Annotated in this window: 23 protein-coding genes; 12 read left to right on the top strand and 11 right to left on the bottom strand. The window is 46.2% G+C overall.

All coding sequences use genetic code 11. The annotated features are described in order from the left end of the window. A complete protein-coding gene (locus KI655_RS07560) occupies nucleotides 1-3,102 on the top strand; it encodes an efflux RND transporter permease subunit (protein ID WP_285403244.1) in 3,102 nt (1,033 codons plus the stop codon). 88 nt (nucleotides 3,103-3,190) lie between these two features. Here the strand turns inward: KI655_RS07560 and KI655_RS07565 are convergent, their stop codons facing one another. Next, nucleotides 3,191-4,180, bottom strand: coding sequence for an HlyD family secretion protein (locus tag KI655_RS07565; RefSeq protein ID WP_285403246.1), 990 nt, complete (start codon nucleotides 4,178-4,180; stop codon nucleotides 3,191-3,193). Then, a complete protein-coding gene (locus tag KI655_RS07570; protein WP_306416352.1) occupies nucleotides 4,180-4,707 on the bottom strand; it encodes a magnesium transporter in 528 nt (175 codons plus the stop codon). Before KI655_RS07570 ends, KI655_RS07565 begins: the two co-directional genes overlap by 1 nt. A gap of 702 nt (nucleotides 4,708-5,409) precedes the next feature. Between KI655_RS07570 and KI655_RS07575 the strand changes: the two genes are divergently transcribed. The 4 genes from KI655_RS07575 (at nucleotide 5,410) to KI655_RS07590 (ending at nucleotide 9,034) form a co-directional block, all read left to right on the top strand. Next, nucleotides 5,410-6,345 (top strand): LysR family transcriptional regulator, encoded by a 936-nt coding sequence (locus KI655_RS07575; protein WP_285403248.1) that lies wholly within the window; start codon nucleotides 5,410-5,412, stop codon nucleotides 6,343-6,345. Nucleotides 6,346-6,557: 212 nt separating this feature from the next. Then, nucleotides 6,558-6,938 (top strand): lactoylglutathione lyase, encoded by a 381-nt coding sequence (gene gloA / locus KI655_RS07580; RefSeq protein ID WP_032549520.1) that lies wholly within the window; start codon nucleotides 6,558-6,560, stop codon nucleotides 6,936-6,938. Nucleotides 6,939-6,951: 13 nt separating this feature from the next. After that, on the top strand, nucleotides 6,952-8,049 hold the full coding sequence (locus KI655_RS07585; RefSeq protein ID WP_285403251.1) for an alkene reductase: 1,098 nt from the start codon (nucleotides 6,952-6,954) through the stop codon (nucleotides 8,047-8,049). Nucleotides 8,050-8,167: 118 nt separating this feature from the next. Next, nucleotides 8,168-9,034, top strand: a complete 867-nt coding sequence (locus tag KI655_RS07590) for a DMT family transporter (RefSeq protein ID WP_285403253.1) — start codon at nucleotides 8,168-8,170, stop codon at nucleotides 9,032-9,034. A gap of 44 nt (nucleotides 9,035-9,078) precedes the next feature. Here KI655_RS07590 and KI655_RS07595 read toward each other — a convergent pair whose 3' ends face one another. Continuing rightward, a complete protein-coding gene (locus KI655_RS07595; protein ID WP_285403255.1) occupies nucleotides 9,079-9,507 on the bottom strand; it encodes a MarR family winged helix-turn-helix transcriptional regulator in 429 nt (142 codons plus the stop codon). Between the two features lie 14 nt (nucleotides 9,508-9,521). Next, the gene (locus KI655_RS07600) at nucleotides 9,522-10,163 is read right to left on the bottom strand and encodes a cytochrome b/b6 domain-containing protein (protein WP_285403257.1); all 642 of its coding nucleotides are present in this window, start codon (nucleotides 10,161-10,163) and stop codon (nucleotides 9,522-9,524) included. Between the two features lie 134 nt (nucleotides 10,164-10,297). Between KI655_RS07600 and KI655_RS07605 the strand changes: the two genes are divergently transcribed. Then, the gene (locus KI655_RS07605; protein ID WP_285403259.1) at nucleotides 10,298-10,762 is read left to right on the top strand and encodes a cytochrome c; all 465 of its coding nucleotides are present in this window, start codon (nucleotides 10,298-10,300) and stop codon (nucleotides 10,760-10,762) included. A gap of 64 nt (nucleotides 10,763-10,826) precedes the next feature. On the opposite strand, the gene KI655_RS07610 is transcribed toward KI655_RS07605, so the two are convergent. From KI655_RS07610 to KI655_RS07620, 3 genes are all read right to left on the bottom strand, one after another. Then, the gene (locus tag KI655_RS07610) at nucleotides 10,827-11,918 is read right to left on the bottom strand and encodes a BamA/TamA family outer membrane protein (RefSeq protein ID WP_285403261.1); all 1,092 of its coding nucleotides are present in this window, start codon (nucleotides 11,916-11,918) and stop codon (nucleotides 10,827-10,829) included. A gap of 307 nt (nucleotides 11,919-12,225) precedes the next feature. Continuing rightward, a complete protein-coding gene (locus tag KI655_RS07615) occupies nucleotides 12,226-12,720 on the bottom strand; it encodes a peptidylprolyl isomerase (protein WP_285403263.1) in 495 nt (164 codons plus the stop codon). A 107-nt stretch (nucleotides 12,721-12,827) separates the two neighbouring features. Then, the gene (locus KI655_RS07620) at nucleotides 12,828-13,436 is read right to left on the bottom strand and encodes a TetR/AcrR family transcriptional regulator (RefSeq protein ID WP_285403265.1); all 609 of its coding nucleotides are present in this window, start codon (nucleotides 13,434-13,436) and stop codon (nucleotides 12,828-12,830) included. Between the two features lie 172 nt (nucleotides 13,437-13,608). On the opposite strand from KI655_RS07620, the gene KI655_RS07625 reads away from it, so the two are divergent. Further along, complete coding sequence (locus tag KI655_RS07625; protein WP_285403267.1) at nucleotides 13,609-14,565, top strand: glycosyl transferase family protein; 957 nt, start codon at nucleotides 13,609-13,611, stop codon at nucleotides 14,563-14,565. Nucleotides 14,566-14,628: 63 nt separating this feature from the next. On the opposite strand, the gene KI655_RS07630 is transcribed toward KI655_RS07625, so the two are convergent. Together KI655_RS07630 and KI655_RS07635 are read right to left on the bottom strand one after the other, a co-directional pair. Continuing rightward, nucleotides 14,629-14,898 carry a hypothetical protein gene (locus tag KI655_RS07630; RefSeq protein ID WP_285403269.1) on the bottom strand — a complete coding sequence of 90 codons (270 nt, stop codon included), beginning with the start codon at nucleotides 14,896-14,898 and terminating at the stop codon, nucleotides 14,629-14,631. Between the two features lie 156 nt (nucleotides 14,899-15,054). Beyond that, nucleotides 15,055-15,291: a hypothetical protein gene (locus KI655_RS07635; protein WP_285403271.1), complete on the bottom strand. Its 237-nt coding sequence runs from the start codon at nucleotides 15,289-15,291 to the stop codon at nucleotides 15,055-15,057. Between the two features lie 278 nt (nucleotides 15,292-15,569). Here KI655_RS07635 and KI655_RS07640 point away from each other — a divergent pair, with 278 nt between their 5' ends. From KI655_RS07640 to udp, 4 genes are all read left to right on the top strand, one after another. Next, nucleotides 15,570-15,986, top strand: a complete 417-nt coding sequence (locus KI655_RS07640) for a CBS domain-containing protein (RefSeq protein ID WP_285403273.1) — start codon at nucleotides 15,570-15,572, stop codon at nucleotides 15,984-15,986. Between the two features lie 118 nt (nucleotides 15,987-16,104). Then, nucleotides 16,105-17,565, top strand: a complete 1,461-nt coding sequence (locus tag KI655_RS07645) for an MATE family efflux transporter (RefSeq protein ID WP_285403275.1) — start codon at nucleotides 16,105-16,107, stop codon at nucleotides 17,563-17,565. A gap of 131 nt (nucleotides 17,566-17,696) precedes the next feature. After that, nucleotides 17,697-20,021, top strand: coding sequence for a zinc/cadmium/mercury/lead-transporting ATPase (locus KI655_RS07650; RefSeq protein WP_285403277.1), 2,325 nt, complete (start codon nucleotides 17,697-17,699; stop codon nucleotides 20,019-20,021). A gap of 299 nt (nucleotides 20,022-20,320) precedes the next feature. Next, nucleotides 20,321-21,079 carry a uridine phosphorylase gene (udp, locus tag KI655_RS07655; protein WP_285403279.1) on the top strand — a complete coding sequence of 253 codons (759 nt, stop codon included), beginning with the start codon at nucleotides 20,321-20,323 and terminating at the stop codon, nucleotides 21,077-21,079. 193 nt (nucleotides 21,080-21,272) lie between these two features. On the opposite strand, the gene KI655_RS07660 is transcribed toward udp, so the two are convergent. Together KI655_RS07660 and KI655_RS07665 are read right to left on the bottom strand one after the other, a co-directional pair. Then, nucleotides 21,273-22,439, bottom strand: a complete 1,167-nt coding sequence (locus KI655_RS07660; protein WP_285403282.1) for a DUF1887 family protein — start codon at nucleotides 22,437-22,439, stop codon at nucleotides 21,273-21,275. A gap of 182 nt (nucleotides 22,440-22,621) precedes the next feature. Next, nucleotides 22,622-24,613 carry a methyl-accepting chemotaxis protein gene (locus KI655_RS07665; RefSeq protein WP_285403283.1) on the bottom strand — a complete coding sequence of 664 codons (1,992 nt, stop codon included), beginning with the start codon at nucleotides 24,611-24,613 and terminating at the stop codon, nucleotides 22,622-22,624. A gap of 279 nt (nucleotides 24,614-24,892) precedes the next feature. On the opposite strand from KI655_RS07665, the gene hinT reads away from it, so the two are divergent. Then, nucleotides 24,893-25,243 (top strand): purine nucleoside phosphoramidase, encoded by a 351-nt coding sequence (hinT, locus tag KI655_RS07670; RefSeq protein ID WP_150871736.1) that lies wholly within the window; start codon nucleotides 24,893-24,895, stop codon nucleotides 25,241-25,243. Nucleotides 25,244-25,283: the final 40 nt, after the last annotated feature.

The raw sequence follows: 25,283 nt of genomic DNA on the forward strand, positions 1-25,283 counted from the left end.
ATGAAGATCATAGAGACGATTTCAAATACGCGACTGCTTATTTTAATGACCGCTTTGCTGATGGTGAGTGGTATCTCCGCTTTCATGACTCTGCCACGCGCAGAAGATCCGGTCATCGAAAACCGCTACGCTAACATCACCACCAGTTTTCCGGGGGCTAGTGCCGAGCGAGTGGAAACCTTGGTGACAGAAGTCATCGAGAACAAACTCCGTGAACTCAGTGAAGTGAAGTTGGTGAGTTCAACCTCACGTCCAAATGTTTCTATCGTCACGCTCGAGTTGGATGACACCATTACCGAGCCTGAACCTGTTTGGTCACAGGCCCGTGACAAGCTATCGGATGTTGAACCACTGCTGCCAGCAGGCGCTCAGTCTCCTGACCTCGACAGCGACCATACCTATGCCTTTACCACTATAACGGCTCTCACTTGGACAGGTGTTGGTGAGCCTGATCGATTAACGCTTGGACGCTATGCCAAAGAGCTTGCCAAGCGTTTGAGAACCTTATCGGGTACTGAGTTTGTTGATGAATACGGTATGCCGCAAGAAGAGATTCAAATCAGCTTACGTACCGCTGATACGGCAGCACTAGGGCGTTCAAGTGCCAACATTGCGGAATCGCTTGAAGGCGCAGACGCTAAGAACTCTGCCGGTGAACTCGTCAGTGCGTATTCTCGATTCGGTCTAGAGATTGAGTCTGAACTTGACTCTATTGAGCGCATCAAACAAGTACCGATAGCAACGGATGCCAATGGGCACATCATCCGATTGGAAGATATCGCATCGGTATCACGAGGCGAGAAAACACCCCAAGATCAAATCGCCATTATCGATGGTGAGCCGGGAGTGATTGTTGCTGCACGCATGCACCCAGATCTGCGAGTGGATAACTGGACGTCGCGCGCCAATGCGGTTATCGAAAAGTTTGAACAAGAGCTGCCAAGCAACGTTCACGTTAATGTGCTTTTCAATCAGCAAGGCTACACCGAGACCCGTTTAGTCGATTTGGGTGAAAGCTTGATGATCGGTTTTGTCCTTATCTTGATTGTATTGTTCGTCACGCTGGGCGTTCGTGCAGCCATCTTGGTGGCGATTTCACTGCCTTTGACCTCGCTGTTAACGCTCTCGATCATGAAAATGACCGGGGTTCCGATCAACCAAATGTCAGTGACAGGCTTGATTGTTGCGCTCGGTATTATGGTGGATAACGCGGTGGTGATGGTCGATACCATTCAAGCATATCGACTTAAAGGTCAGCAGCGTGCACAAGCGACTATGAATGCATTGAAGCACTTGTGGGTACCGCTGCTTGGTTCAACGCTCACTACAGTACTGGCATTCGCCCCAATCATTTTGATGCCGGGTGCCTCTGGCGAGTTTGTGGGTGGTATTGCGATTACGGTGTCATTCTCATTGATTGGTTCGTACGTTATCTCTCATACACTGATTGCGGGCTTGGCAACTAGGCTGCTACCTAAGCAATTGAGCGACGTCGATAAGCAAGGTCAGCATCACTGGTACATGACTGGGTTACGCATTCCTGCACTGACACGCTGGTTCTCGTCATCGGTACGTTTTGGTGTTACTCATCCAATCGTCACTATTGCCTTGGTTCTTTTAGTGCCGTTTACTGGCTACTGGAGTATGTCTCAGCTTACTGAGCAGTTCTTCCCACCATCAGACCGAGATATGTTTGAGATTCAGGTCTACATGCCGCCTCAAGCAAGCGTGTATGCGACCAAGCAAACCTCAGAGCGTATTGATGAAATCATTCATCGTTACCCAGAGGTAGAGCGTATCGACTGGTTAGTAGGAGCAAATTTCCCATCGTTCTACTACAACCTGCAAGCTAGGCAGAATAACGCACCTTACTTCTCACAGGCGATGGTCAAAACCGGAGACTTTGTACAGGCAAACGCCTTGATACCCGAGTTGCAAAAGGTCTTAGACAAGGAAGTGCCTGAGGCGCAAATATTGGTTCGTAAACTGAATCAAGGCCCTCCGTTTACTGCCCCTGTGGAGCTGCGTGTATACGGTGAAAACCTCGATACATTGAAAGCGATAGGTGAAGACGTTCGTTTGATTCTAGCGGGCATTCCGCATGTCACCCATACTCGCGAGACTTTACAACCGGGTACGCCAAAAGTGTGGCTCAAGGTGGATGAAGACACCGCCAAGTTGAATGGTATTTCATTGAATCAGTTTGCTGGGCTTCTGCAAACAACATTAACGGGGCGTGAGAGCGGCTCGGTGATTGAGGGCAGTGAGTCCGTGCCAATTCGTGTACGTGTCGCTGATGATGCTCGTGAAGACTTAACTCACCTGAGCAATATTCGCCTGCCGATTAACTCAGAAGTTTATTCAACCGGGATTAATGTCTCGACACTTGCAGAGCTAGAGCTGACGACCAGTCGCGGCGCGATTACTCGTCGAAATGGCCAGCGTGTGAACACCATTGAGGGCTACATTGAAGCGGGTGTTCTACCACAAACCGTACTTAATGAGTTCCAAGAACGCTTAGAAAGCTACGAAATTCCATCGGGCTACAGTATCGATTTTGGCGGCGAGTCGGCAGAGCGCGATCACTCAGTCAACAGTCTGATCTCAAATGTAGCGGTCGTGGTGGTATTGATGGTTCTGGTGGTCGTGATGTCGTTCAACTCGTTCAGGCTAAGTACCATTATCTTTATGGTAGCAGCCTTGGCTGGTGGACTTGGATTGCTGTCGGTGTGGATATTTGGCTACCCGTTTGGCTTTACGGTGATCATCGCAATGCTGGGTATTGCCGGTCTTGCCATTAACGCAGCGATCGTCATTCTTACCGAATTGAAGCTCGATGAAGAGGCGTCGTCAGGCAGTGTCGATGCAGTGGTTAACGCAGTAATGTCGTGTACACGTCATATCACCTCAACCACAATCACAACGGTGGGTGGCTTTATGCCACTGATTATTGCTGGTGGTGGCTTCTGGCCTCCATTTGCAGTCGCGATTGTTGGCGGTACAGTACTGACTACCTTGATTTCATTCTACTTTGTGCCTGTGGTTTTCCACCTAATGACACGCAAAAAGGGCTTGAACACCTCAACTGCTATCGCTCATTAGCGAGCGTATGAAATGAAAAAGGTGAGGCCACAGAGCCTCACCTTTTCGTTTGTACTGAGCATTCGAACGTGCTTGTTAAGCGTCTTTCTTACCACGCACCTAAGTACGACTTGTACGATTGCAGGCGAACTGTGGCTGCGCCGATTACATCGATGAAGCCCCAGAACGGATGCGGCTTTTCTGCTGAAATCCAAGCTGCGCCCGTTGCACCGATTGGGATGTTGTAGCCTTCTGGTTCGATGATTTCTAGAACCACGGTACGACCTAAGCCATTGCCGTTACGTACTACGTGCTGACCAACGCTTTGTGGGCCTTGGAATGGCGAAATACCTGCTTCGCCAGTACCTGCGTTAAAGCTGTGTACTTTAGCGCGGAAGACGTGGCCTGGGTACGCATCAACGTAAAACTCCGCAAAATCACCCTCTTGAACGTAGCCATAGGTTTGGTCAGAGACGCGCATCTCTAAGAACTTTTTACTGGTGTTGTAGAGGTGCATGTTACCCATCACTGAGCCTTCAGCGATGTTAACGATAGAGACCTGTCCATCAAACTCTGCGGTAATGGTCTTCTTCTTTTGCGCCCAGTTTACTTTCTGTAAGTCAGCTTTTAGAGAAGCAAGTTGAGAATTCATTACACGCAGGTCTGAGTTGTATTTCTCGATATCACGCGCATTGAAGATCTCTGGAGAGGTATCCGCTCGATCAATATCGCGTGTCATCTGTTTGATTTGCTCTTCTTTCTGCACAATTGACGACTCAATCTTGGCTTTGTCCGCCGCTGAGTTGATGTCGACTAAAGTGTAAAGCACATCGCCTTTTTTCACATGTTGGTTGTGATCAACCATGATCTCGTCGATCTGTTGGCCAAACACAGGTGACATCACCGCATGGGGCGCCTTTATTGTGGTTGAATTAGTAAGATCAACCGGTGCCCATAGGCGAGAAATAACCGCCAATACAGCAAGAATTAGCACACCACCAATCGCGGCCCATGTGTAGTTCTTAATGGTTTTCTTGAGTGCGCCTGTAGCAAACAGCGACCATACAATCAGAATGTATGGGATCATCATCTCTTTCATTATGCAGCCTCTTTTTCGGTACGAGGGGTGTCTTCATTTCGGACTGGGCTTGGTGGTGTAGTCGGCGCTATTGGCTGGATACCGCGGCGAATCACCTCACTGAGCGATTGACCAATGTGTTTCCAGTTCGCCAATGCAATCACAAGTGCAATCACCCAGAAGGTTTTGCTGATAAATAGACCGCAGAGTGAGAGTGCGAATACGATCTGTACATGGGCGCTTTTGTGCTCTTTTGCTTTGTGAACACCAAGCTCATGCAGTTGCCATAAACCGTAAATCGCCGCAAGTGTCACAGCTAAGGTGACGGCAAACAGGTAGCCAGAAAAATATTCAGATTGGAAAAAGTTCATCATCATTTCGTTGGGATGATTATTGAATTGGGACAGGTCGATGTCTTTTGAGTGAATCTTGCCCAATGGAGCAAGCGCCCAAGCACCTGCAATCATGACGGCCATAAATAAACAGAATTTCACCAGCACCATGACGATGGCGAAGATCTTCTGCAAAACAGTTTTTAGGAATTTCATATCTCTACCTATTAATCTAACAAGAGAGAATCAGGCCTAGAGTGTCATGTGGCACTTTGAAAATTGATGGCTATTACGCGTGTGATAATAGACAAAGGTGTCGTCGAAAGTGGCATTGTTTAATCTAAGCAACGAATTCTCAGTACATTGAGGAGTTACCCTCGAACAAACCAGTCGTGCTAAATCGCCACGTCATAGAAAACAATGTGCATTATGTAAATGTGGCGAATCCATACCTGATGCATTTATTTGTATTTTGTTTCGCGGTCGGATTAATTTGTTGGAAGGATAATAGGAAGAGAATTTGAGCGTATCTACGAAGAATTACGATTTGATAATATCGTAATTACGATATTTCATTGGGTGAATAATTAGAGGTGTTCAAATAGTTTGAAAGCGATCAAATTGGTTTGTCGATCATTTGATGATAGATTGGTCAAGATCAAAGAAGCGGTGATTATGTAAGCTAGCTGAATCACGGTATTCCTTTACATTATAATGATTATAACAGCTTGAGAGGTAATGCCTCAAATTATCGATGATCATTTAGATAAACCCAATATCCATCAAAGCTGTGGCTTAATCAACCGAATGCATTGGTTATATTGTTTATGTGCAAAGTACCAATAGATGGAATTATTGAGTTTGTAATATCGTAAATCCGATACTATGGTGGTCATAATATCCTTTCTAAGGTGAGTTATGAGTAACGACATTCCCAACTTCAATCTCTTGGCTGTGTTTTCAGCTGTCATGGAGCAAGGCAGTTTGAGTAAGGCGGCCAGCCAGCTTGGTACCAATCAGTCGACAATAAGCACGTCTATAAACCGTTTAAAAATAGAAGTCGGGCAGGAGTTGTTTGTTCGAAAAGGGCGCGGCGTGGTACCGACTTCTTATTCTCTGATGCTCTATCAACAAATCAAAGCACCGATTGAACAGCTTAATGGAGTGTTCAGCTCGATGTCTGACTTTGACCCTTTGAGCTCTCATCGTAAGTTTCTTATCTCTAGCCCGGAACACCTACAATGGGCGCTGCTTGACCACTTTGCTTCGCTACCCAACCCAAATCTAAAGCTGAATGTCTACGACCAAGATGACGACGATGAGCGAATTTATGATGACCTCCTGACCAACAAATACGATGCAATGATCGATATTCTGGTGCCAGAGCATCCAAGTATTGAGAGTGTTCAATTGTTTGAAAGCGATTTTGTCGTGGTTTGTAGAGAGGATCACCCTAGGGTTCAAGGCAAAATTACGCAAGAACAGTTCTTTCAAGAGAAGCATGCGGTACTGGAGCGAAGACGCCGCAAGGCCAGAAGCCTTGAGCATTATACGTCGCTTGATTTGTCCCAAAGGGAGGTCGTGTTTCGTGGTAGGTCGCTCTTTGGCATTATGTTGCTCGTGAGCCAGTCTGATTACATCACGGCGCTGCCGACATCGTTGGCGTTGCAGTTTCAACAGCAGCTCAAGCTACAGATTTTTAAGCCACCTTTCGAGTATCAACCCATTTCTCATTATCTGATCTGGCTTAAGCGCCAAACGACAGACCCTGCGCATCGCTGGTTTAGAGAGCAGTTGTTGGGCTCAACTCAAAAAATGTCAGAGATAACCAACGACAAAATACTGCACTTCTAGCTTCTCAGGCGGCTTAATCATCAGCCAGTCTGAGATTGTTCCGTCTCGCGTTGCTATTTGGCTCGAACTCTTCTTGATAACAAAAAATTATTAGATTGATAGCTAATGATAATTTCACGGTGGCGAGTTTAGTCCGTAAGATTCACCTCAACAAATGGCTTGTGCCGATGATTTTTTTGCTGCGATTACGCAGACCCTATTAAGGTGAAATTATGAAATTCCTACATACTATGATTCGCGTCGCTGACCTAGATAAATCTATCGAGTTCTACACTAAGGTGCTAGGTATGAAAGAGCTAGAGCGTCACGAAAATCAGGAATATCGCTACACACTTGTGTTTGTTGGTTATGAACAGGGTGGTACGACTATCGAACTGACCTACAACTGGGACACCAACGAATACGAAATGGGCAATGCTTTTGGTCACTTGGCGCTAGGCGTAGAAGACATCTACTCGGCATGTGCAGATATTAAAGCATTGGGCGGTAATGTTTCTCGTGAGCCGGGTCCAGTTCTAGGTGGCACAACACACATCGCGTTTGTGAAAGACCCAGACGGTTACGCAATCGAACTTATCCAACTAGAAAAATAATAAGGGCAGAATAATGAAAGACGCACTATTTCAACCAATTCAAATGGGTTCATTGTCGCTAGCGAACCGTATCGTGATGCCACCGATGACACGCTCACGTGCAACACAACCGGGCAATATTGCTAACGAGATGATGGCGGAATACTACGCGCAGCGTGCTTCTGCTGGTCTTATTATCGCTGAAGGTACGCAAATCTCGCCAATGGGCCAAGGTTACGCTTGGACTCCGGGTATCTACACTCAAGAGCAGATTGCGGGCTGGAAAAAAGTAACAGACGCTGTACATGAAAAGAACGGTAAGATCTTTGCTCAACTATGGCACGTAGGTCGCGTGACTCACCCAGACAACATTGGTGGCGAGCAGCCGATCTCATCGTCAGCACTGAAAGCGGAAAACGTAAAAGTATTTATCGACAACGGTACCGACGAACCGGGCTTTGTGGATGTGGTTGAACCGCGTGAAATGACCAAAGATGACATCAAAATGGTTATCGAGCAGTACCGCCAAGCGGCACTGAATGCGATTGAAGCGGGCTTTGATGGTATTGAGCTTCATGCTGCGAACGGTTACCTAGTGAACCAGTTTATTGATTCTGAAGCGAATAACCGTACTGATGAATACGGTGGTTCAATTGAAAACCGTCTGCGCTTCCTAGGTGAAGTGGTTGAAGCTATGGTTGAAGCGATTGGAGCAGACCGTGTTGGTGTTCGTTTAGCACCTTTCACTTCATTGAATGGTACCGTTGATGCGACACCTGTAGAGACTTACACGGCAGCAGCAGCGCTACTTAACCTTTATAAGATCGTTTACCTGCACATTGCTGAAGTGGATTGGGACGATGCACCAGAAACGCCGAAAGCATTCAAAGCTGCGGTACGTGAAGCGTATCAAGGTGTGTTGATTTGGGCTGGTCGTTACAACAGCGAACGTGGCGAAGAGGCAGTAGCAGAAGGTACAGCGGATATGATTGGTTTTGGTCGCCCATTTGTTGCGAACCCAGATTTACCAGCACGTATTCAAAATGGTTACCCATTGGCTGCGCACGATCCTAACACCTTGTTTGGTGGTGCAGAAAAAGGTCTAACGGATTACCCAGAATATACTGCCTAATCAATAAAGACGGTTTATACTGTTTCATTTTGTAAAATAGCAACCTTGCTTACGTGGGGTTGCTTTTTTTGTTCAGGCTCGGATATTTGGCTAGCTTGGGCTGGCTGTAGGAATGGGATTGATGAAATTAAAAGCTCTCGGTGGTGAGATTTATCTATTAGGCGCAACCTTATTGGCGGCGGTCGGATGGATTGCTTCAAAGCTGGTGGTTCTGGAGATGCCGGGACCGCTATTTATCGGTGTGCGCTTTTTCATTGCGAGCCTGATTTTATTGCCGTTCTGCTTTCGGTTGATTCGTCAATTGAGTTGGTCACAACTGCTCTCTATTGCGGGTGTGGGGCTGATTTTGTCAGGGTCGCTTCAGGTGTGGGTGTATGCGGTCTCAATCACCGATAGCTTGTCTGAAGGAGCGTTCATTACCAGTTTGGCGATGATCATCGCACCGTTTGTCTCTTGGCTCATTTTCCGCGTGAAACCCAATCGCGCATTCTGGCTATCTTTCCCTGTTTCCATTATCGGTATGTTGCTGCTGACACTCACCAATGGCTGGGCGTTTGAGGAGAGTCAGGGGTACTTCTTACTGGCTTCGATATTATTGTCACTGCATTTTGTGATGAACAAGCGCGTGACCAACAATGTAAAACCAATCGCTTCTATCTGTATTCAGCTATTTATGGTTGGCATTAGTGGGATGGCATTTGCCGCGATGACGGGACAGCCTGAATTCGAAATCACAGGTTCGTTGATATTCTGGTTTACGGTTTCTGCTGTAGTAGCAACGGCGATTCGTTACTTGCTACAAACATTAGGGCAGCACTCTGTGAATATGGAAGTGGCGGCGCTCATTATGATTTTAGAACCTGTATGGACGCTGATTTTGAGTGTGACGCTATTAGGTGAAATGGTTGAGTTACAAAAGCTGGCCGGTGGAGCGGTGATCATTGGCTCACTGTTTTGCTACATTCGCCTGTCTCGAAGAGGTTAATACGCCACGGCTGCTATGGTGCAAGCGTGGCGCAGGGACAGCGATTACATATCAGCGACCATTTTTTTAAGTAGTCCAATCATCTGCTGTTGTTCAGATTCATCAAGAGCATTCAGTAGCTCTTTGTTGAGTCGCATTGGGATTGGGATCAACGTCTCTTCGAGCGCTTTGCCCTTCTCAGTGAGGTAAATTCTAAAAGAGCGGCGACTTTCAGGGTCGGCTCTACGCTCAACCAATTCCAGTTTTTCCAGCTTGTCTAAGGTGCGAGTGGTGGTCGAGTTCTCCACCTTAGATTTGATCGCGATGTCTTTCTGAGTGACGCCTTCTTCTTCCCACAAACACATCAGAGTTGGCCATAAGGCGATGGTTAAGCCATGTTGTTTTAGCTCATGGTCAAAATCTTTGGACGCTTTGTTGGCTACAACATTGATCATCCAGCCAAAGCTATTTTGTCTATCAAACGTCTCAGACATTATCTAACACCTATCTAGAATAGTGATACTACAACTATTGCCATCGTAACTAATACCGCCGCAATTAGCACGATAAAAGCCTTGGTATTTGAGGCGAAGTGTAAAACATCACCGGTATCGATCTGCTCGTCACTTGGGATCATTTTTTTGCGTCCGCTGATCATCGCCCAGACTAACGGCTTTGAGCGCAGCTTATAGATCGCAATTGCGGCTAGATGCAACACAACAAATACCACCAGAGCACGTGCAGCAACCACGTGAATCGTTACCATCATGTCGAATAGATCATCCGTTAACAGCTGATCAAGCAAATTATCCAACAAACCCGCGATAACGATGCCGGTCACACACTGAATGGTTAAGGTGCCAATCATCGCGATCACCATCCATGCGCCCAAAGGGTTATGACCTTGCTTGGTTGATCCTTTGCCGGTTAGGTATCGAATGATCATTACTGGCGAAGAGATAAATTGAGTAAAACGACTGGTGTCACTTCCTACTAGACCCCAAGTAATACGCCAAAGTAGCAGGGCAAACAGTGCTAGCCCTAGATAGATGTGTGGCCCTTGTCCATTAAAACCAGAGGCGGCCAATCCAATGAACAGTGCCGCTTGCAGCCAGTGGTAAAGGCGAGTCGGTAGATCCCAAATCTTCATAATGTCATTCCAAATTAAGTAGGTTTGAATTTAATTTACACTGCAATAGTTGCAACTGCAACTATTGCAGTGTAAATTAATGTTCATTGAGTTTACCAACCGCCCGGAAAATCGGCCAGAATAGAGAATCGACTATGAATAAATTTAACGTGAAACCATTATCTTTAGCTGCCCTTGTTACACTTATCGCTATATCTCCACTTTCTGCTTCTCACGCTGCCGCTGAGCAAACGGTGGATGCGGTACAAGCTCGTCAAGATGCCTTTCAATCAATTGAAAAACTGAACAAATCGACAAGCTCTGCGCTAAAAAAGAGCAATGTGGAATGGGCTTCAGTGCAACAGAGCAGTCAACAATTAACAGCGCACGGCGAAACCTTGCTAATGAGTTTTGATAAAGGCAGTGAGGGCGGCAAAGCCAAAGCCGATGTTTGGAATAAACCAGAAAAGTTTGAGCGTTTGATGCTGGAAATGAATCAAGGCTACCAAGAGTTACTGCAAGCAAGCTTGGAACAGAACAAATCTGCAGCACAAAGTGGTTTGGACAAGGCTAATGGAACATGCCGAGCGTGTCACCGCAGCTACCGTTCACGTTGGTAATATGAAAAACGCCCAAGAGTTTTCACTGTTGGGCGTTTGTGATTTTATGAGGAGCAGCTTAGGCCTAAATATTCTCGCCTAGGCTGAAATAAGCGAGTACTTCATTCTCATTGTTATAGGTGAAGTCCATGCGAACATTGATTCGTTCTTGGCGCATTAATCGGTAGCGTAAACCTAAGCCGACCATAGAGAGTAAATCACTGTCATTAAAGCTATGGAAAGGGTCGGTCGGATTGAGTCGCTCACCAAAAACCTTACCTACACCGGCTAACCCGACAACAGCAACATTGTTGAGAAAGTTAATGCTGGAGCCATTGATAGAATACCGATACTCCAGCTCAAGGTTAGTCATGTGCGAAGCAATGTGATCACCAGCTACAAATCCTCGCTGTACTTCTCTGCCTTGTCGACCGTAAGTGCTGTATGCACTGCTTGGCGCTTGTTCTGCATCCAATAGATAACGAGCTACCCAGCGACTGGCGATGATATGGTTGTCGTTATGGGTGAGGCTATGGAAGTAACGATAGTCTGAAAATATCGACGAGTAGGTCTCCTCGTCATCATTGCCTAACCAAGCTCCATGATTTTGGTAAGTAAGCTCGAACATAAACCCGTGGTAAGGGTAATAGTAGTGCTCTCGTTCATCCCACAGAAAAGACAGTTTTGCACCTACATCGGCTTCATATTCATCACTAAATCCAGTGAGTTTTAATAAAAACTTATCTTTTGGGGTATCTGCTAGATAGCGGGCGCTCGAGTAATCAAGGCCAACACCGAGGTACATGTTATTGTGCACTTTAAAATAGAAGTCGCCATCAAATGAATACTCTTGATGGTTGGTATCCACGAGATCGACCAAGGTGATATTGGTGCTGGAATAGCCCATCTCACCTGAAAAGCGTATCGAGTCACCACTCAACAATAAATCGGCATTGCCTTTGATGTAGTAGCTGTCGTTTTGGGTATAAGTCAGCGTGGCAGATAAGGTTGAGGCATTTTTTGTCTCGCCTTCACCATAAAAGTTATAGATGGGTACGATTGAGATTCCGGTGTCGACACTCGGGTCATAAAACGGAATGGCAATGACGCGAAACTTATCGTCGACGATAGGTTGATTTGACTCTCGCGTGTCGACCTCAAAAGCAAAGCTGCTCATGCAAGCGGTCGAAGAGAGAAGTGTCGTAGCCCAAAGGGAAGTTCGCGTCATTATCGGTATTACATCCAATGTAAAAGAGTTCGTAGTGACTCTGCCTAAATTCGGGCGAATAATATCACGTACGGTCTACCTAATAATAGCTGTTAATGACAAGTTAAATGAATGATTTTGTATAGAATAAAATACAGAATGCTACTCGTTGAATAGCGACTGGGGTTAAAGTAGCGGCACATAGAGCTTATCGACGTGCCGCCTAGTATGCGAGAGTTAATCTAAGCTGATTCGTTTTGATTCACGATAGAGAAGTTTACTGTTTAACGGTGACCTTTGAGATAACAATATCTTCACAAGGTACATCTTCGTGGCCCCAACGTGTCGTGGTTGGTGCTACACCAATCTTTTCAACGACGTCCATACCGGCCGTTACTTTACCAAATACCGCATAGCCCCAACCTGCATTCGTGGTTGCCGTGTGATCAAGGAAATCGTTGTTATCTAGGTTGATAAAGAACTGAGCCGTTGCCGAGTGAGGTGCATCAGTACGTGCCATAGCGATAGAGCCAATAACGTTTTTCAGACCACGATTGGCTTCGTTGACGATAGGTGCACGTGTTGGTTTTTCTGTCATATCAATCGTGTGACCGCCACCTTGAATCATGAAACCGTCAATCACGCGGTGAAAGGTTGTGCCTTCGTAGAAGCCTTCTTCACAGTACTTTAGAAAGTTCTTAGAAGTGACGGGTGCTTTATCAAAGTTAAGCTCGATTTCGATATCACCAAAGTTGGTCGTCAAAATGATCATAGAGTTACTCGTTGTCTTGGCTAGAGCCAGAATGGATGTTACGGGAAGTATACGTATAGAAACGGGAACCGCCAGCACAAACACTGACGGATTTGAGTGTAGGGCAGTTAGCGTTGGTACTGCTTTAAAAACATCTGAACACTCGACTCGATAATGTGCTTGCGCTGAGCGGCGTCTGGAGAAGGTGCATGGCCGATGATTTGCGGCCAAAACGCAAAAGACTTCAGCAGTGCGATAAATTGTGTCGAGGCAAAGTGTGGGTCAAGCTCGATTAGACGCTCGTCCGCCAGTGCTGCTTTTATCCAAATGGTTAAGCCGCTCTCTGCCTGAGAGTATTTTTCCATCGCTTGGTACGCGAGTTCTTTGTTATGGAAGTACTCAGAAAAAAGCACTCTAGAGAGATTAATAAAACCCTCGGTCTCAAGCAGGTCGAGCTCTTGATTGGCAATCGCAGTCAGTTGTTCAGTCAGTGACAATTCTTGCTGATAAGGGAAGTGAGTCGCCGCTAAGGTTTTGCTCCAGATGCTATCGAGAATTTCGTCTAGTAATAGTTCTTTGCTGGCAAAGTGGTTGTAAACGGTACGTTTTGAAACCTCTGCTCTGGCCGATATCTTATCCATGCTGGTGGATTTATAGCCGTGCTCAGTGAACTCTGCAATCGCTGCTTCAACAATAGCTTCGCGTTTCTTTTGGCTCAGTGTTTTTTTAAAGGTCATTAGAAATACAACTCAATCTAAAATTAGCATGGTGTTCTATTATTTTACACTAACTAGTTTACTTTTAGTATCCGCGATTGTGTAGAAGCGCTTTGCTTGGCTCGCCGGGTAGCATAGAATCGAGGAAGGTATCTTAATTTTTAGTTGTTAGAGAGAAGAGAATTAGACATCAATGAGTAGTATTTTAGAGTGTATTCGTACTGTTGGACGAGGAGAAAGGGGTCGTAAGCCTCTGACGTTTGAACAGGCCTATCGCATCATGGATGAGTATTTAAGTGGTCAAGTTGGAGACGACCAGATGGCGATGCTACTGATGCTAATTCGCGTACAGAACGAGACTAATGAGGAGATTGCTGGTTTTGTTAAAGCATTCCAGTCTCGAGTCCCGGACTTAGGCGCGGACATTGATTGGCCTTGTTATGCTGGTAAGCGCAATGATTCCAGCAGCGGCAAACCGTGGAACCTACTGGCGGCAAGAATTTTAGCCGATAGTGGCTATAAGATTTTGATGCATGGCTATATGGATAAGCCAAGCGGCCGCACTCACGTAGAAACACACCTCGACGATGTGAATGTACAGTGTGCAGACAACCCGGAGCACGCCAAAGAGGTTTTAGAAAAAGAGGGTATTGCTTACCTTCCTTTAGCCAATTTTGCTCCAGAGGCACAAACTATGATTGGTTGGAAGCATCGTTACGGATTGCGTACTCCAATTAATACTGTGGTGCGTGCACTTAATCCTGGTGGTGGTCGATTGGGCGTTCGCGGTAGCTTTCACCCGGGCTTCCCTCAACTGCACGCAGAAGTCGAGCATGTCATTGGCAATAAATCGCACTCAGTGATCTCTTTCAAAGGTCAAAATGGTGAGTCGGAATACAACCCCAAGGTAAGCCAAACGGTATGGCTGAGTTCTCCGGAGAAAGTTGAATCTTTTTATTGGAAAGGCACCATGCATGAAGGGCTTTCAGTCCCCGATAGCTGCGTACTCGGCACGCCTGAAGATGAGATGGAGATGATGGCCAACAGTGTGGTGGATACCATGACGGCGGTTCTGTTTGCTGAAACTCACGATAAACCAGAAGCGTACAAGCGTGCTTCTGAACTATGGGAAGCGTACTGTCGTCGTTAGCTTTCGAACATCGACAGCGTAAAAATCATTAAGGTCAGCGGTGCTGGCCTTTTTTGTGTGCGATTACTTTACTCGCATCAAGCGGTGTGATGTTTCTCCTAGCTGTAATTCAATCACCTGAGAGATACCCATTTTCTCGACACGTTCCAGCATGTTCTGACTATAACCACGCTTTTTCATCCACTCTAATGGCTCTTTAAAACCATCCTCATTGATCACAAAAGACTGGTCGGTGATCGCCTCTTCCACAATATGAATAACCCAGATGCGCGATTGAAAATCTAACACTTCATTGAAAAAGGATTTGATTTTTGTGAGTAGGGGAGAAGTCATAATGTGCCTAAGTTGAGCAGAAACAACACTGAGAGTCTGGATGATATTGATGCGTTACCATACGGAAACTTGTCGCTGAATTCAATTTCTGTCCTAGTCTGTTTTCACGGCACAAATAGGCTATAGATCAGAGTGTCGTTAAATCAATAACTTGGCTTATGGCTTTACGAAGCGGCTAAAATCTATCTCATGCTCTTTCTGATACTTAACCAGCTTTATCTTTAATTCATGTTTAGCGGCATGCTCAATCGCAGCATAGGACATTTGCGTGATCTCTTCGCTGCAATCCGAAATGAAGGGGCGCTCTTCGTTATTAAAGTGGCCAACGAGGGTTTTATTCATGCCGTTAGCGTCTAAATAGACAAAGGCATACAGGTTTTCTTGATGATGCATAAATCGTTTGCTGATTCAAAATCGTACATAGCAAAGAGATTACAGGATCTCATCAGCCAAAAAAGTGCGAATAAGTAAGGGGTTGTAAGAGGTTTCATTACAATTAATGCACCTCATTTTATGTGCTTCAGCCCTTGTGTTTCCTCACATTTCTTGGGAATAAGGTTTTGCCTATCAATAAAATTGTTGAAATCCATTTAGTAAAATCAAGATTTTAGACAACAATTAACTTATAGGTAAGACATAAGACCTGGCTAAGAGTTTTTAGGGAGAAAGCGATGAATTCGATTAAAGTGAAAGATTACATGACGCTACAGGTTGTGACGTTCACTCCTGATATGCCGTTAAGTCTCGCGCTAGACAAAGTAATGCGCAGTCACCACATGGGTGGTCCTGTTATTGATGAGAGTGAGAAGGTTATTGGCTTTCTCTCTGAACAAGATTTATTAGAGAAGCTTGTTAAGGTGAGCTACTTCTGTCAAGACACACACACTGTGGGTGATTGTATGTACCGTGAGGTGCTTTCAGTATCTCCAGACCTATCGATTATCGAACTCGCAGACTTAATGAAGGTGGGTAAGCCGAAAGCCTACCCAGTGATCGATAACGAAAGACTGGTCGGCATCATCACTCGTACTGATGTTTTAAGAGCGATTGGTAAAAATCTAGATGATTGCTTCCAACATCCGGTATAATCTGTTGTTAGAAATGATAATTTTCACGAATAACCTGAATTGACAAAAGGCGCACTAGCGCCTTTTGTTATTTATAGAATTCTCACTGCTTTCACGCTTTCAATCACGGGGACGATTTATGTCAAATCAAACGGCCAAGTTTGTCGAAGGTTCAACAATGCGCCACATTTTGGTGATGTCAGGTGCAGGCTCTGTTGGTTTGATGGCTCTATTCGTGGTCGACCTGCTAGATATGCTGTTTATCAGTATGTTGGGTCAGGTTGAATTGGCGGCCGCTGTTGGTTTTGCAGGTACACTAACGTTTTTCTCTACCTCTGTTTCGATTGGTACCTCGATTGCCATGGGCGCATTGGTCTCCAAAGCGATAGGTGCTAAAGATAGAGACCACGCCAAACAGCTCAGTGTCAGTATCATGATGACGGCGTTTGTGATCAGCTCGTTCGTTGCCGCTTTGATGTATGCCCATATTCCTGAACTACTGAGTGCGATTGGCGCACAGGGGCTTGCCGCAGAAAGGGCACAAGCCTATTTACAGATTCTTCTTCCGAGTGGTCCATTCTTAGCGTTAGCAATGGCGGCAGGTGCCGGGCTAAGAGCTGCTGGTGATGCTAAGCGTTCTATGTGGGCAACCCTGTCGGGGGGCATCGTGAATGCGATTCTCGACCCCTTGTTCATTTTCGGATTTGGGTGGAACATTGAAGGGGCTGCTATTGCCTCGGTCATTGCACGTTTTACTGTGTTGTACTTCTCTCTTTACCCACTGATTCGCAGTCATGATTTAGTGGCAAAACCTTCGGTTACCCATTGGCGTTTCAATCTTCGTCCAATTCTTGCTATCGCCTTGCCAGCCATTATTACTAACACCGCAACGCCAATTGGTAATGCAATCGTGACAACGGGTATTGCGCAATATGGCGAAGATTTTGTTGCAGGGTTTGCGGTAATTGGCCGTTTAACACCGGTCTGTTTTGCTGTGATCTTCGCTCTGTCCGGCGCTGTAGGGCCAATCATTGGGCAGAACTTTGGCGCCGAGCGTATGGATCGAGTGAAAGAGACACTCAATAACTCGTTGTTGGTGACCACTGTCTACACCATTGCCGTGTGTATCTTGCTCTACTTCCTCCAAGACTATGTGATTCTAATGTTCAGCTTACAAGGAGATGCGTCCATCATTGTTGCGGCATTCTGTAGTTATGTTGCTATCACCTTTACCTTCAATGGTGCGCTGTTTGTTGCGAACACCTCGTTCAACAACTTGGGCAAACCTCTCTATTCAACGGCGTTAAACCTAGGTAAAGCCACTTTAGGGACGCTGCCTTTTGTCTACTTTGGATCTCAATGGTTTGGTGCTCTTGGCGTGTTGTACGGCCAAGCGCTGGGTAATGTGCTGTTCGGGATACTTGGCGTGTTAGTGCTGCGTTTCCATATTGCTGAGCTGATGAAAGGCTCGCAGGTTGAGGTTGAGCAGGAAGATGTGTCGATGGTGAGTTTGAACACTCAGCCATTCTGTTCTCATGATGCGGTATTGATTGATGACGTTTCAGCGAACCGAGAAGAGTTGAGCGACGCAAAAACTTAAGCATTTTTCTCGTGATTTCTCCTTGACCTTGGAGATGACTCCAAGGTTTATACTTCAGGTGTACTGGAGGGGAATTTAGCCTATCTCAACTAGGAACCCCTTCAGCAGTCGAGTATTAAGGAGAATTTATTATGTGTGCAAAACATGCCGCGTGCCGCTCAACCAAAGCGGATATTCAAAGCAAACCCGTAGTTTCAAGCTGCGGTAGTCCCAAAATTACGAGCATTACTGCAGCTTCTACCAGCTCATCTTCGTGCTGTGCAACGACCGAGTCGTCTGCCGGTGGAGAGAGTTGTTGTGGTTCAGACAGTGGAGAAGCGGACCGGCTGTCCTCCGTTGTTGAACTAAAGAGCAAACTCACTAAGAGTTGGCTTGTTGCAGGTATGGATTGTCCAGCCTGTGCGCGAAAAGTAGAAAAAGCTGTTTCAGCTATTCCCGGCGTTGTTGAAGCTAAGGTTCTGTTTGCGACAGAAAAATTGGTCGTGAAATACGATCAGGTAAATCTCGTCGAAACCATTGAAACCGCTGTTCAAAAAGTTGGGTTTAGTTTGAGTGAAGTCGGCGCTAAGAAAAAGCAAGAACCGACTACCTTCTGGCAATCTTATATCCAGCCAAACCTCCAGATCATTGCGATTGCCGCAGCAATGTTGTTTGCCACACTAATCAAAGACCTTAGCCCTGTGGTGAGTGAGCGATTATTTATTATCACCTGTTTGCTGGGTCTCTATCCTGTGGCGAAACAGGCGGTGAAGTTAGCTCGTTCTGGTACTCCCTTTGCTATTGAAACCCTGATGAGTGTAGCCGCTCTAGGCGCGCTATATCTGGGTGAGACCGTCGAAGCAGCAATGGTGCTGTTGTTATTCTTAATTGGTGAGCGCTTAGAGGCCTTTGCTTCGTCTCGCGCACGCAGTGGTGTTCAAGCCTTAATGGCGCTAGTGCCGGAAAACGCGACTCAGATTATTAATGGTGAACGTGTTGACGTTGCGGTGAACGAGCTTCAGCCCGGTGATGTCATTGAAGTCTCTCCTGGTGCTCGACTGCCAGCAGACGGCCGATTGATCACAGACGCAGCCAGCTTTGATGAGAGCGCGTTAACAGGCGAATCAGTGCCAGTTGAGCACATCAAGGATAGTGTCATCATGGCGGGAGCTGTGGTGGTCGATAAGGTGATTCGCATTACCATCACCTCTAAGCAAGGTGAGAATGCAATAGACCGTATTCTTCACTTAATTGAAGAAGCGGAGTCACGCAAAGCGCCACTGGAGCGATTCTTAGATAAGTTCAGTCGCTGGTATACACCGCTGATGATGTTTGTCGCATTGATGGTGATTGTGATTCCACCGAGTTTGTTTGCTCAACCGTGGGAAACGTGGGTTTACCGTGGTCTAGCACTACTGCTAATCGCGTGTCCTTGTGCATTGGTTATCTCAACGCCAGCAGCGATAACGTCTGGTTTAGCAGCAGCGGCCAAACGTGGCGCGCTAATCAAAGGTGGTGCAGCGTTAGAGCAACTGGGCAAAGTACAAACCATCGCATTCGATAAAACGGGTACGCTGACCGAAGGCAAGCCACAAGTTACCGACGTTGTACCGATGCAGAACTGGCAAGAATCGAGTCTAATGCGCGTTGTTGGTGCGATTGAGGTCGGTTCAAGCCACCCGTTGGCCGTATCTTTGGTTGACAAGGTGAAAGGGTTAGGCATTGATATTCCAGAGTCTGAAAACAAGCGTGCGCTTATTGGTAGCGGTGTGGAAGGGGATGTTGATGGTCTCACTTATCAGGTGCTTGCACCTTCAAAAGTGACGTTTACGCTCGATACTTCGGTACAAGAACGTATTGCCGCTTTAGAAACGCAAGGTAAGACAGTGGTGGTAGCGATTGAACTGCCTCAACAAGTCATTGGCTTGATTGCTTGGCAAGATACGCTGCGCAGTGATGCTAAAGCGGCCGTCGAGCGTTTAACTCAATTGGGTGTCGAGTCGATTATGCTAACGGGAGATAATCCACGTAGCGCTGCAGCGATCAGCTCGGTCGTGGGCATGCAATACAAAGCAAGCCTGCTACCTGCCGATAAGGTGAGCTATGTTGAGAAGCTAACACAGCGCTCTCACGTCGCCATGGTCGGTGATGGTATTAACGACGCACCAGCGATGAAAATCGCCAATGTAGGTATTGCTATGGGCGGCGGCACAGACGTCGCGTTAGAGACTGCCGACTCTGCGCTGACGCACAACCGCTTGACCGAATTGCCAGCCATGATTGAGTTGTCACAGGCGACCATGAGAAACATTCGCCAAAATGTCACTTTAGCACTTGGCTTGAAAGGCGTTTTCTTGGTGACCAGCTTGTTTGGCATTACTGGTCTATGGGTTGCGGTACTTGCAGACAGTGGTGCTACGGCATTGGTGACTTTAAACGCGCTTAGATTGTTGCAATTTAAGTCAAAAGCAGACTGATTAGTTAGTACCGACTGACTACCAACGCCTCTGGTTTATGAAGTGCAGATGAACAATTCTGCGTTTTATGAACTGGAGGCGTTTTTTTCGTCATTATTATGCAACGAAGTCTGACGATTGCGGTGAAAGTGTGATACCAATCGGTTTTTCGTGAAACTTGAGTGTATGTTGCGTGGCTAGGTGTGACGATTGTCACTTCATTTTGTAAATAGCTTGGTTAGAGTAAACACGTACCCCACAAACTTATAATGCGCTTAGATAAGGGTGATGAACACTCAATAAGCCACAAGGAGCAAACTATGTCTCAAGCTGTTTTCCACTTAGGTATTACTGAAGCAGATCTTCAAGGTGCGACACTAGCGATCATCCCAGGTGATCCAGCACGCGTACAAAAAATTGCTGATGAAATGGAAAACCCAGTATTTCTAGCGAGCCACCGCGAGTACACACTATACCGCGCTGAGCTAGACGGTAAGCCTGTGGTTGTTTGTTCTACTGGTATCGGTGGTCCATCTACATCTATCGCTGTAGAAGAGCTAGCGCAACTTGGTGTACGCACTTTCCTACGTGTTGGCACAACGGGTGCTATCCAACCTCACGTAAACGTGGGTGACATGATTGTAACAACGGGTTCTGTTCGTCTAGACGGTGCAAGCCTACACTTTGCTCCAATGGAGTTCCCAGCAGTAGCTGACTTCGAAATCGCAACAGCAATGAAAGCGGCAGTAGAAGAGTCTGGTGCAACGGTTCATACGGGTGTTACAGCATCAAGCGATACGTTCTACCCAGGTCAAGAGCGTTACGACACGTTCTCTGGTCGCGTTGTTAAGCGTTTCCAAGGTTCTATGCAAGAGTGGCAAGACATGGGCGTTCTTAACTTCGAAATGGAATCTGCAACACTCCTAACTATGTGTGCAAGTTCTGGTCTGAAAGCGGGTTGTGTTGCGGGCGTTATTATTAACCGTACACAGAAAGAGATCCCAGATCACGAGACGCTAAAAGAGACAGAAGCACGCTCAATCAAAGTGGTTGTAGAAGCTGCACGTAAAATGCTGTAATCGAATTGAATTTGACGGCAATTCTGACTTTAGTATTGCCAGTTGAATGATGAAGAAGCTGCACTGAGAGGTGCGGCTTTTTTGTATTTGTCGGTCTTGGTTTTGGGGTGGAAATTAGGGCAAACAAAAAGGCGCACAAAGCGCCTTTTAGAAGTTTGAATGGTTAGCGAGTGACACTTAGTAGATTACTTACTTAGTACTCTAGGTCTTCGTGACCGCCTGCTGCTGCAAACCAAGACGTTAAGTGCGTCTTAAGATCTTTCAATTCATCAGGGCCAATCAAAGCTAACCCTAAATCCTCAGCGCGAGTGATGTCGTTATGGCGAAGTGGACGGAAGCTCACCAACATAGCACGGGCCTGAAGACCGCCCAGTAGGTCACGCAGCGATTCCAGTTTGTAGAGAGTATCGTCGCCATCATCGCGCATACCCTTGGTCTTACACTCGATGATGTGCAGTTTATTGTTTACTACCGATGCAACATCCAGTTCGTTACGCACTTCACGCTCACCAAGCTGACGATATACCTGAACGTTTAACGAGCGGTCTTGAATGGTTGGCATGTCATCTTGAATCTGTTTCACCGTGCTGTGTACCAGTGTTTCTAACCATTCACCGTTGGAGAAGCGGCGTGCATCTTCGTTCGCAAAGGTCAAAATACCGTTTTGGTAGGTCGCGATTTTTGCTTCAACCAGGTCGGTCAGAAGCATGTTGAGCTCACGGTAGCCTTGCTGCTTTTCAGACAGCTCTACATCAAGCTTCTGTTCTTTGCGACACGTCGTTGCGAGGTAGTTGAGTGTTGCTAAACCTGGCCCTAACTCTAGAGCGTTACTCGCCCAACGTTCACCCAGTTCGTACAGTTTCTGATCTAGCTGAGGTGGCAGCTCGAAATCATTGAATTCGCCGCGAGCACCAAACACGGTTAGGTAGTCATCAATGGTGATGCGGTCTTGAACTTGCGCATCCTCTTTGCCGTTCGGGTATAACCAACACAGCTTGTCACTGTTTGGTTCAACCACAAAGATTGGCCAGTGGTAAGTGCGGAATACTTCGTAAACAGAAAGCAGGCGGTGTCTTAGGCCGCAACTCGCGTTGAGTTTCACTTCTTGCCCGCGCGCCTTTAGGTCTTCGGCAAGGTTTTGAATCGACTCTTTGATAACAGAGGTGTTGACTATGGTCGGGATTTCAAAGAATTCGCTGGTAATATCACGCTTTTTCAAGACGTTATGAAGGCGTAGATACATGCCTTCTTGGTTCTTGTCGCCAATAAAAACGATGTGAGAGCTAACAGTTCGATTATCCAGTAACGGAGTAATCAAGCGAATAGGGTCTTGATCAATAATGCCAACGTGAACAGCCATATATATTCCTTAATATTGGCTCGCTCAAAATGGGATCGGAACGGAAAGCAGCAAGCCATAATACTCATATAATGACAAAGCCCTAAAAAAACAAGGGTAACCTTTGATAAAAGTTACCCTTGTTCAGTCAGTTAACGATTTGGTGCGAGCAAAGTCTTACCTTTATTCGCTTTAAAGTGGACCTAGAGTTTGAATTGGTGCACTAAGTCGCCCTGTTGATTCGCAAGAATGGTGAGGTTTTCACTCGCTTGAGCAATCGACGACATCGCTTGATAACTTGCGTCCGCAATATGATTAATGTCTTCGATGTTTCTAGCGATGTCGCTCGACGTCTCGCTCTGCTCAGCAGCGGCTTGAGAAATGTGCGTACTCATGTGGCTGATCTCTAAGATCAGAGCCTGAATCTCTTCCATTGCACTGTTAGCGTTGGATGCCTGTTCGACCGACATCTCCATATCGTTCATACAGCTCTCAATCACATTACCCGCCGTCTTAGAGCTGGATTGTAGATTGCTGATCATGGTCTCAATCTCAGAGGTCGATTGCGTGGTCTTTTGAGCAAGCACTCGAACCTCATCGGCTACTACGGCGAAACCGCGACCTTGCTCACCCGCACGAGCGGCCTCAATCGCTGCATTCAATGCAAGTAGATTGGTTTGTTCTGCGATACCACGAATTACATCTAGGATTGAGCCAATCTGGCTACTCATTTGTTGCAATTCACCTACAGCGACAACCGACTGGTTGAGGCGAGTCTCAAGCTGGTTAATCGTGCTGATGTTGGTGTTCATGATTTGACGACCAGACTCAGACGCAGATTCTACTTGTTGAACCATAGTCAATGAACTTTGTGCACTGCTTGCCACTTCTTGCACCGAATGTGACATCTCTGTCATTGCGGTCGCGACATTCGCAGTTTGTTCACGCTGGTTGCTCAGCTGATCTTGCGTTGTTGAAGAGGTCTTCTGGTTGATGCTTGCTGTTTCAGTTAGCTCATCAGACGCTTCATTCAGCTTAACTAGGATATTATGCAGGTTATCAGCAAGAGTGTTGATATGACGGCTCACGCGGCTAAATTCGTTGTCGTAACGAATGTCGATACGCTTAGTCATATCGCCCTGTGTTAGTCCTTCAAGTGCATGCAAGATACGAGTCAAAGGTTCACGCACACTGTGAGCGATGTGGTAGCCAATCGCTGCTGCGAATACAGTCACTACAACACCAATCGCGATAGCTTTCATTAGGCCTTGGTCGTAGACTTCGCCTGCATCTGCCAGTGAACTATTAAGCTGTTCACCCGCCGTGACGTTGAATGAGTCCAGTACTGCCATTGCTTGGTCAACGTCTACCGCTAGGTTAGCGATGTTGATATAGAGTGCCTTCTTCGCTTGCAGGTAGTTATTGTGTTTATCAAGTACACCGCCTTTCTGACCAACGTCTTTGGTGAACTTTTGTACCGACTCATCGAACGCGCCTTTTAGTTCTGGTAGCTGAGTTGTTAAGCCGCGGTAGGCGTAATTAAGGTGAGTTACTGCTTTTTTGTTCTTGTTAACGGCGCCTTGTACCAGATCGACATCAGAGCTCGCCAACGCATCAGAAGTGATTACCTCAGCATCTTTTAGCTTAATGAAGTAGCTCTTAGCCATTACCTTAACTGAGATGCTTTTCTGATCGGCGATGTACTCTTTCATTCCTACGGTAAGTTCTGAGTGTAGGCGTTGGAATTCACGAGAGGCTTTCTGTACTTGCTCTTGTGCTACGAACATGGCGACGTAGTTGTTCATCGCTTCTTCCGCTTCGGCGAAGTAACGTTGTTCCAGCTGTTTTAGCTGTTCAACACGCTCTACGAGTGTTGGGTTGGTCGCACTTGCCGCTTCTAATTGCTGTAGAACAGCAGAAAAAGCTTGTTGTGATTGTGAGAATTCACTGCGCATGGCGGTCATACGCTCTTGATTCTGTGTGGTTAGGTAGTCTTTAAATGACTTATCGGCCGACAACAATTGCACACTGGTTTGGTTAGAAAGGGTGACAAGAGGCAGCGAAGATTTTGAGACGCTTTCGAAATTACTGTGTATCTGATTCATGCTACTCATCATGATTGTAATCGTAATTGCAAACATGATGATGATCAGTGCGAAGCCCGCGTACATGCGTTTGATCACTGAGCCTTTCATGGCCTTCTCCCTAAAAATAAAATGCAAGACCGAAATTCCGGTCCAAAACAAAGTAACAAAAGTGTCAGCATTCTATTGAGTTCCAGTCACACGTTTTATGACGCACCCTTCAAAAATAGCGGTAGCCTATATACGGGATCGTATTCTTTTGCGCTTGGTTGGGTTTTCTTTGATTTGAACACTGTTTTTTATTATGCTTTGGCTCAGGTTGATTGAGGTTTCTACTGGCTTGACGCATACTCAAAGCTCTTAGAAGTAAATGTTTTATTGGAGAAAAACATGGCTGAAGAAACCATTTTTAGCAAAATAATCAATAAAGAAATTCCTGCGGATCTTCTCTATCAAGATGATTTAGTGACTGCGTTTCGTGACATTAACCCTCGTGCGCCAAGTCATATTCTAATCATCCCTAATAAGTTGATCCCAACCGCTAATGATGTGGAAGCGGAAGATGAAGCTATGATGGGACGTCTATTTACAGTGGCGCGTAAACTCGCGAAAGAAGAAGGCATCGCTGAAGATGGTTACCGTTTGATCGTGAACTGTAACTCGCACGGTGGCCAAGAAGTTTACCACATTCACATGCATCTCGTTGGTGGTCGCCCATTAGGCCCACTATTGATGAGCTAATTGGAAAAAAATGACTTTCTATACCAACTTTAACCTTGAA

The organism is Vibrio sp. D404a (assembly GCF_030248535.1).
Classification (GTDB): Bacteria; Pseudomonadota; Gammaproteobacteria; order Enterobacterales; family Vibrionaceae; genus Vibrio.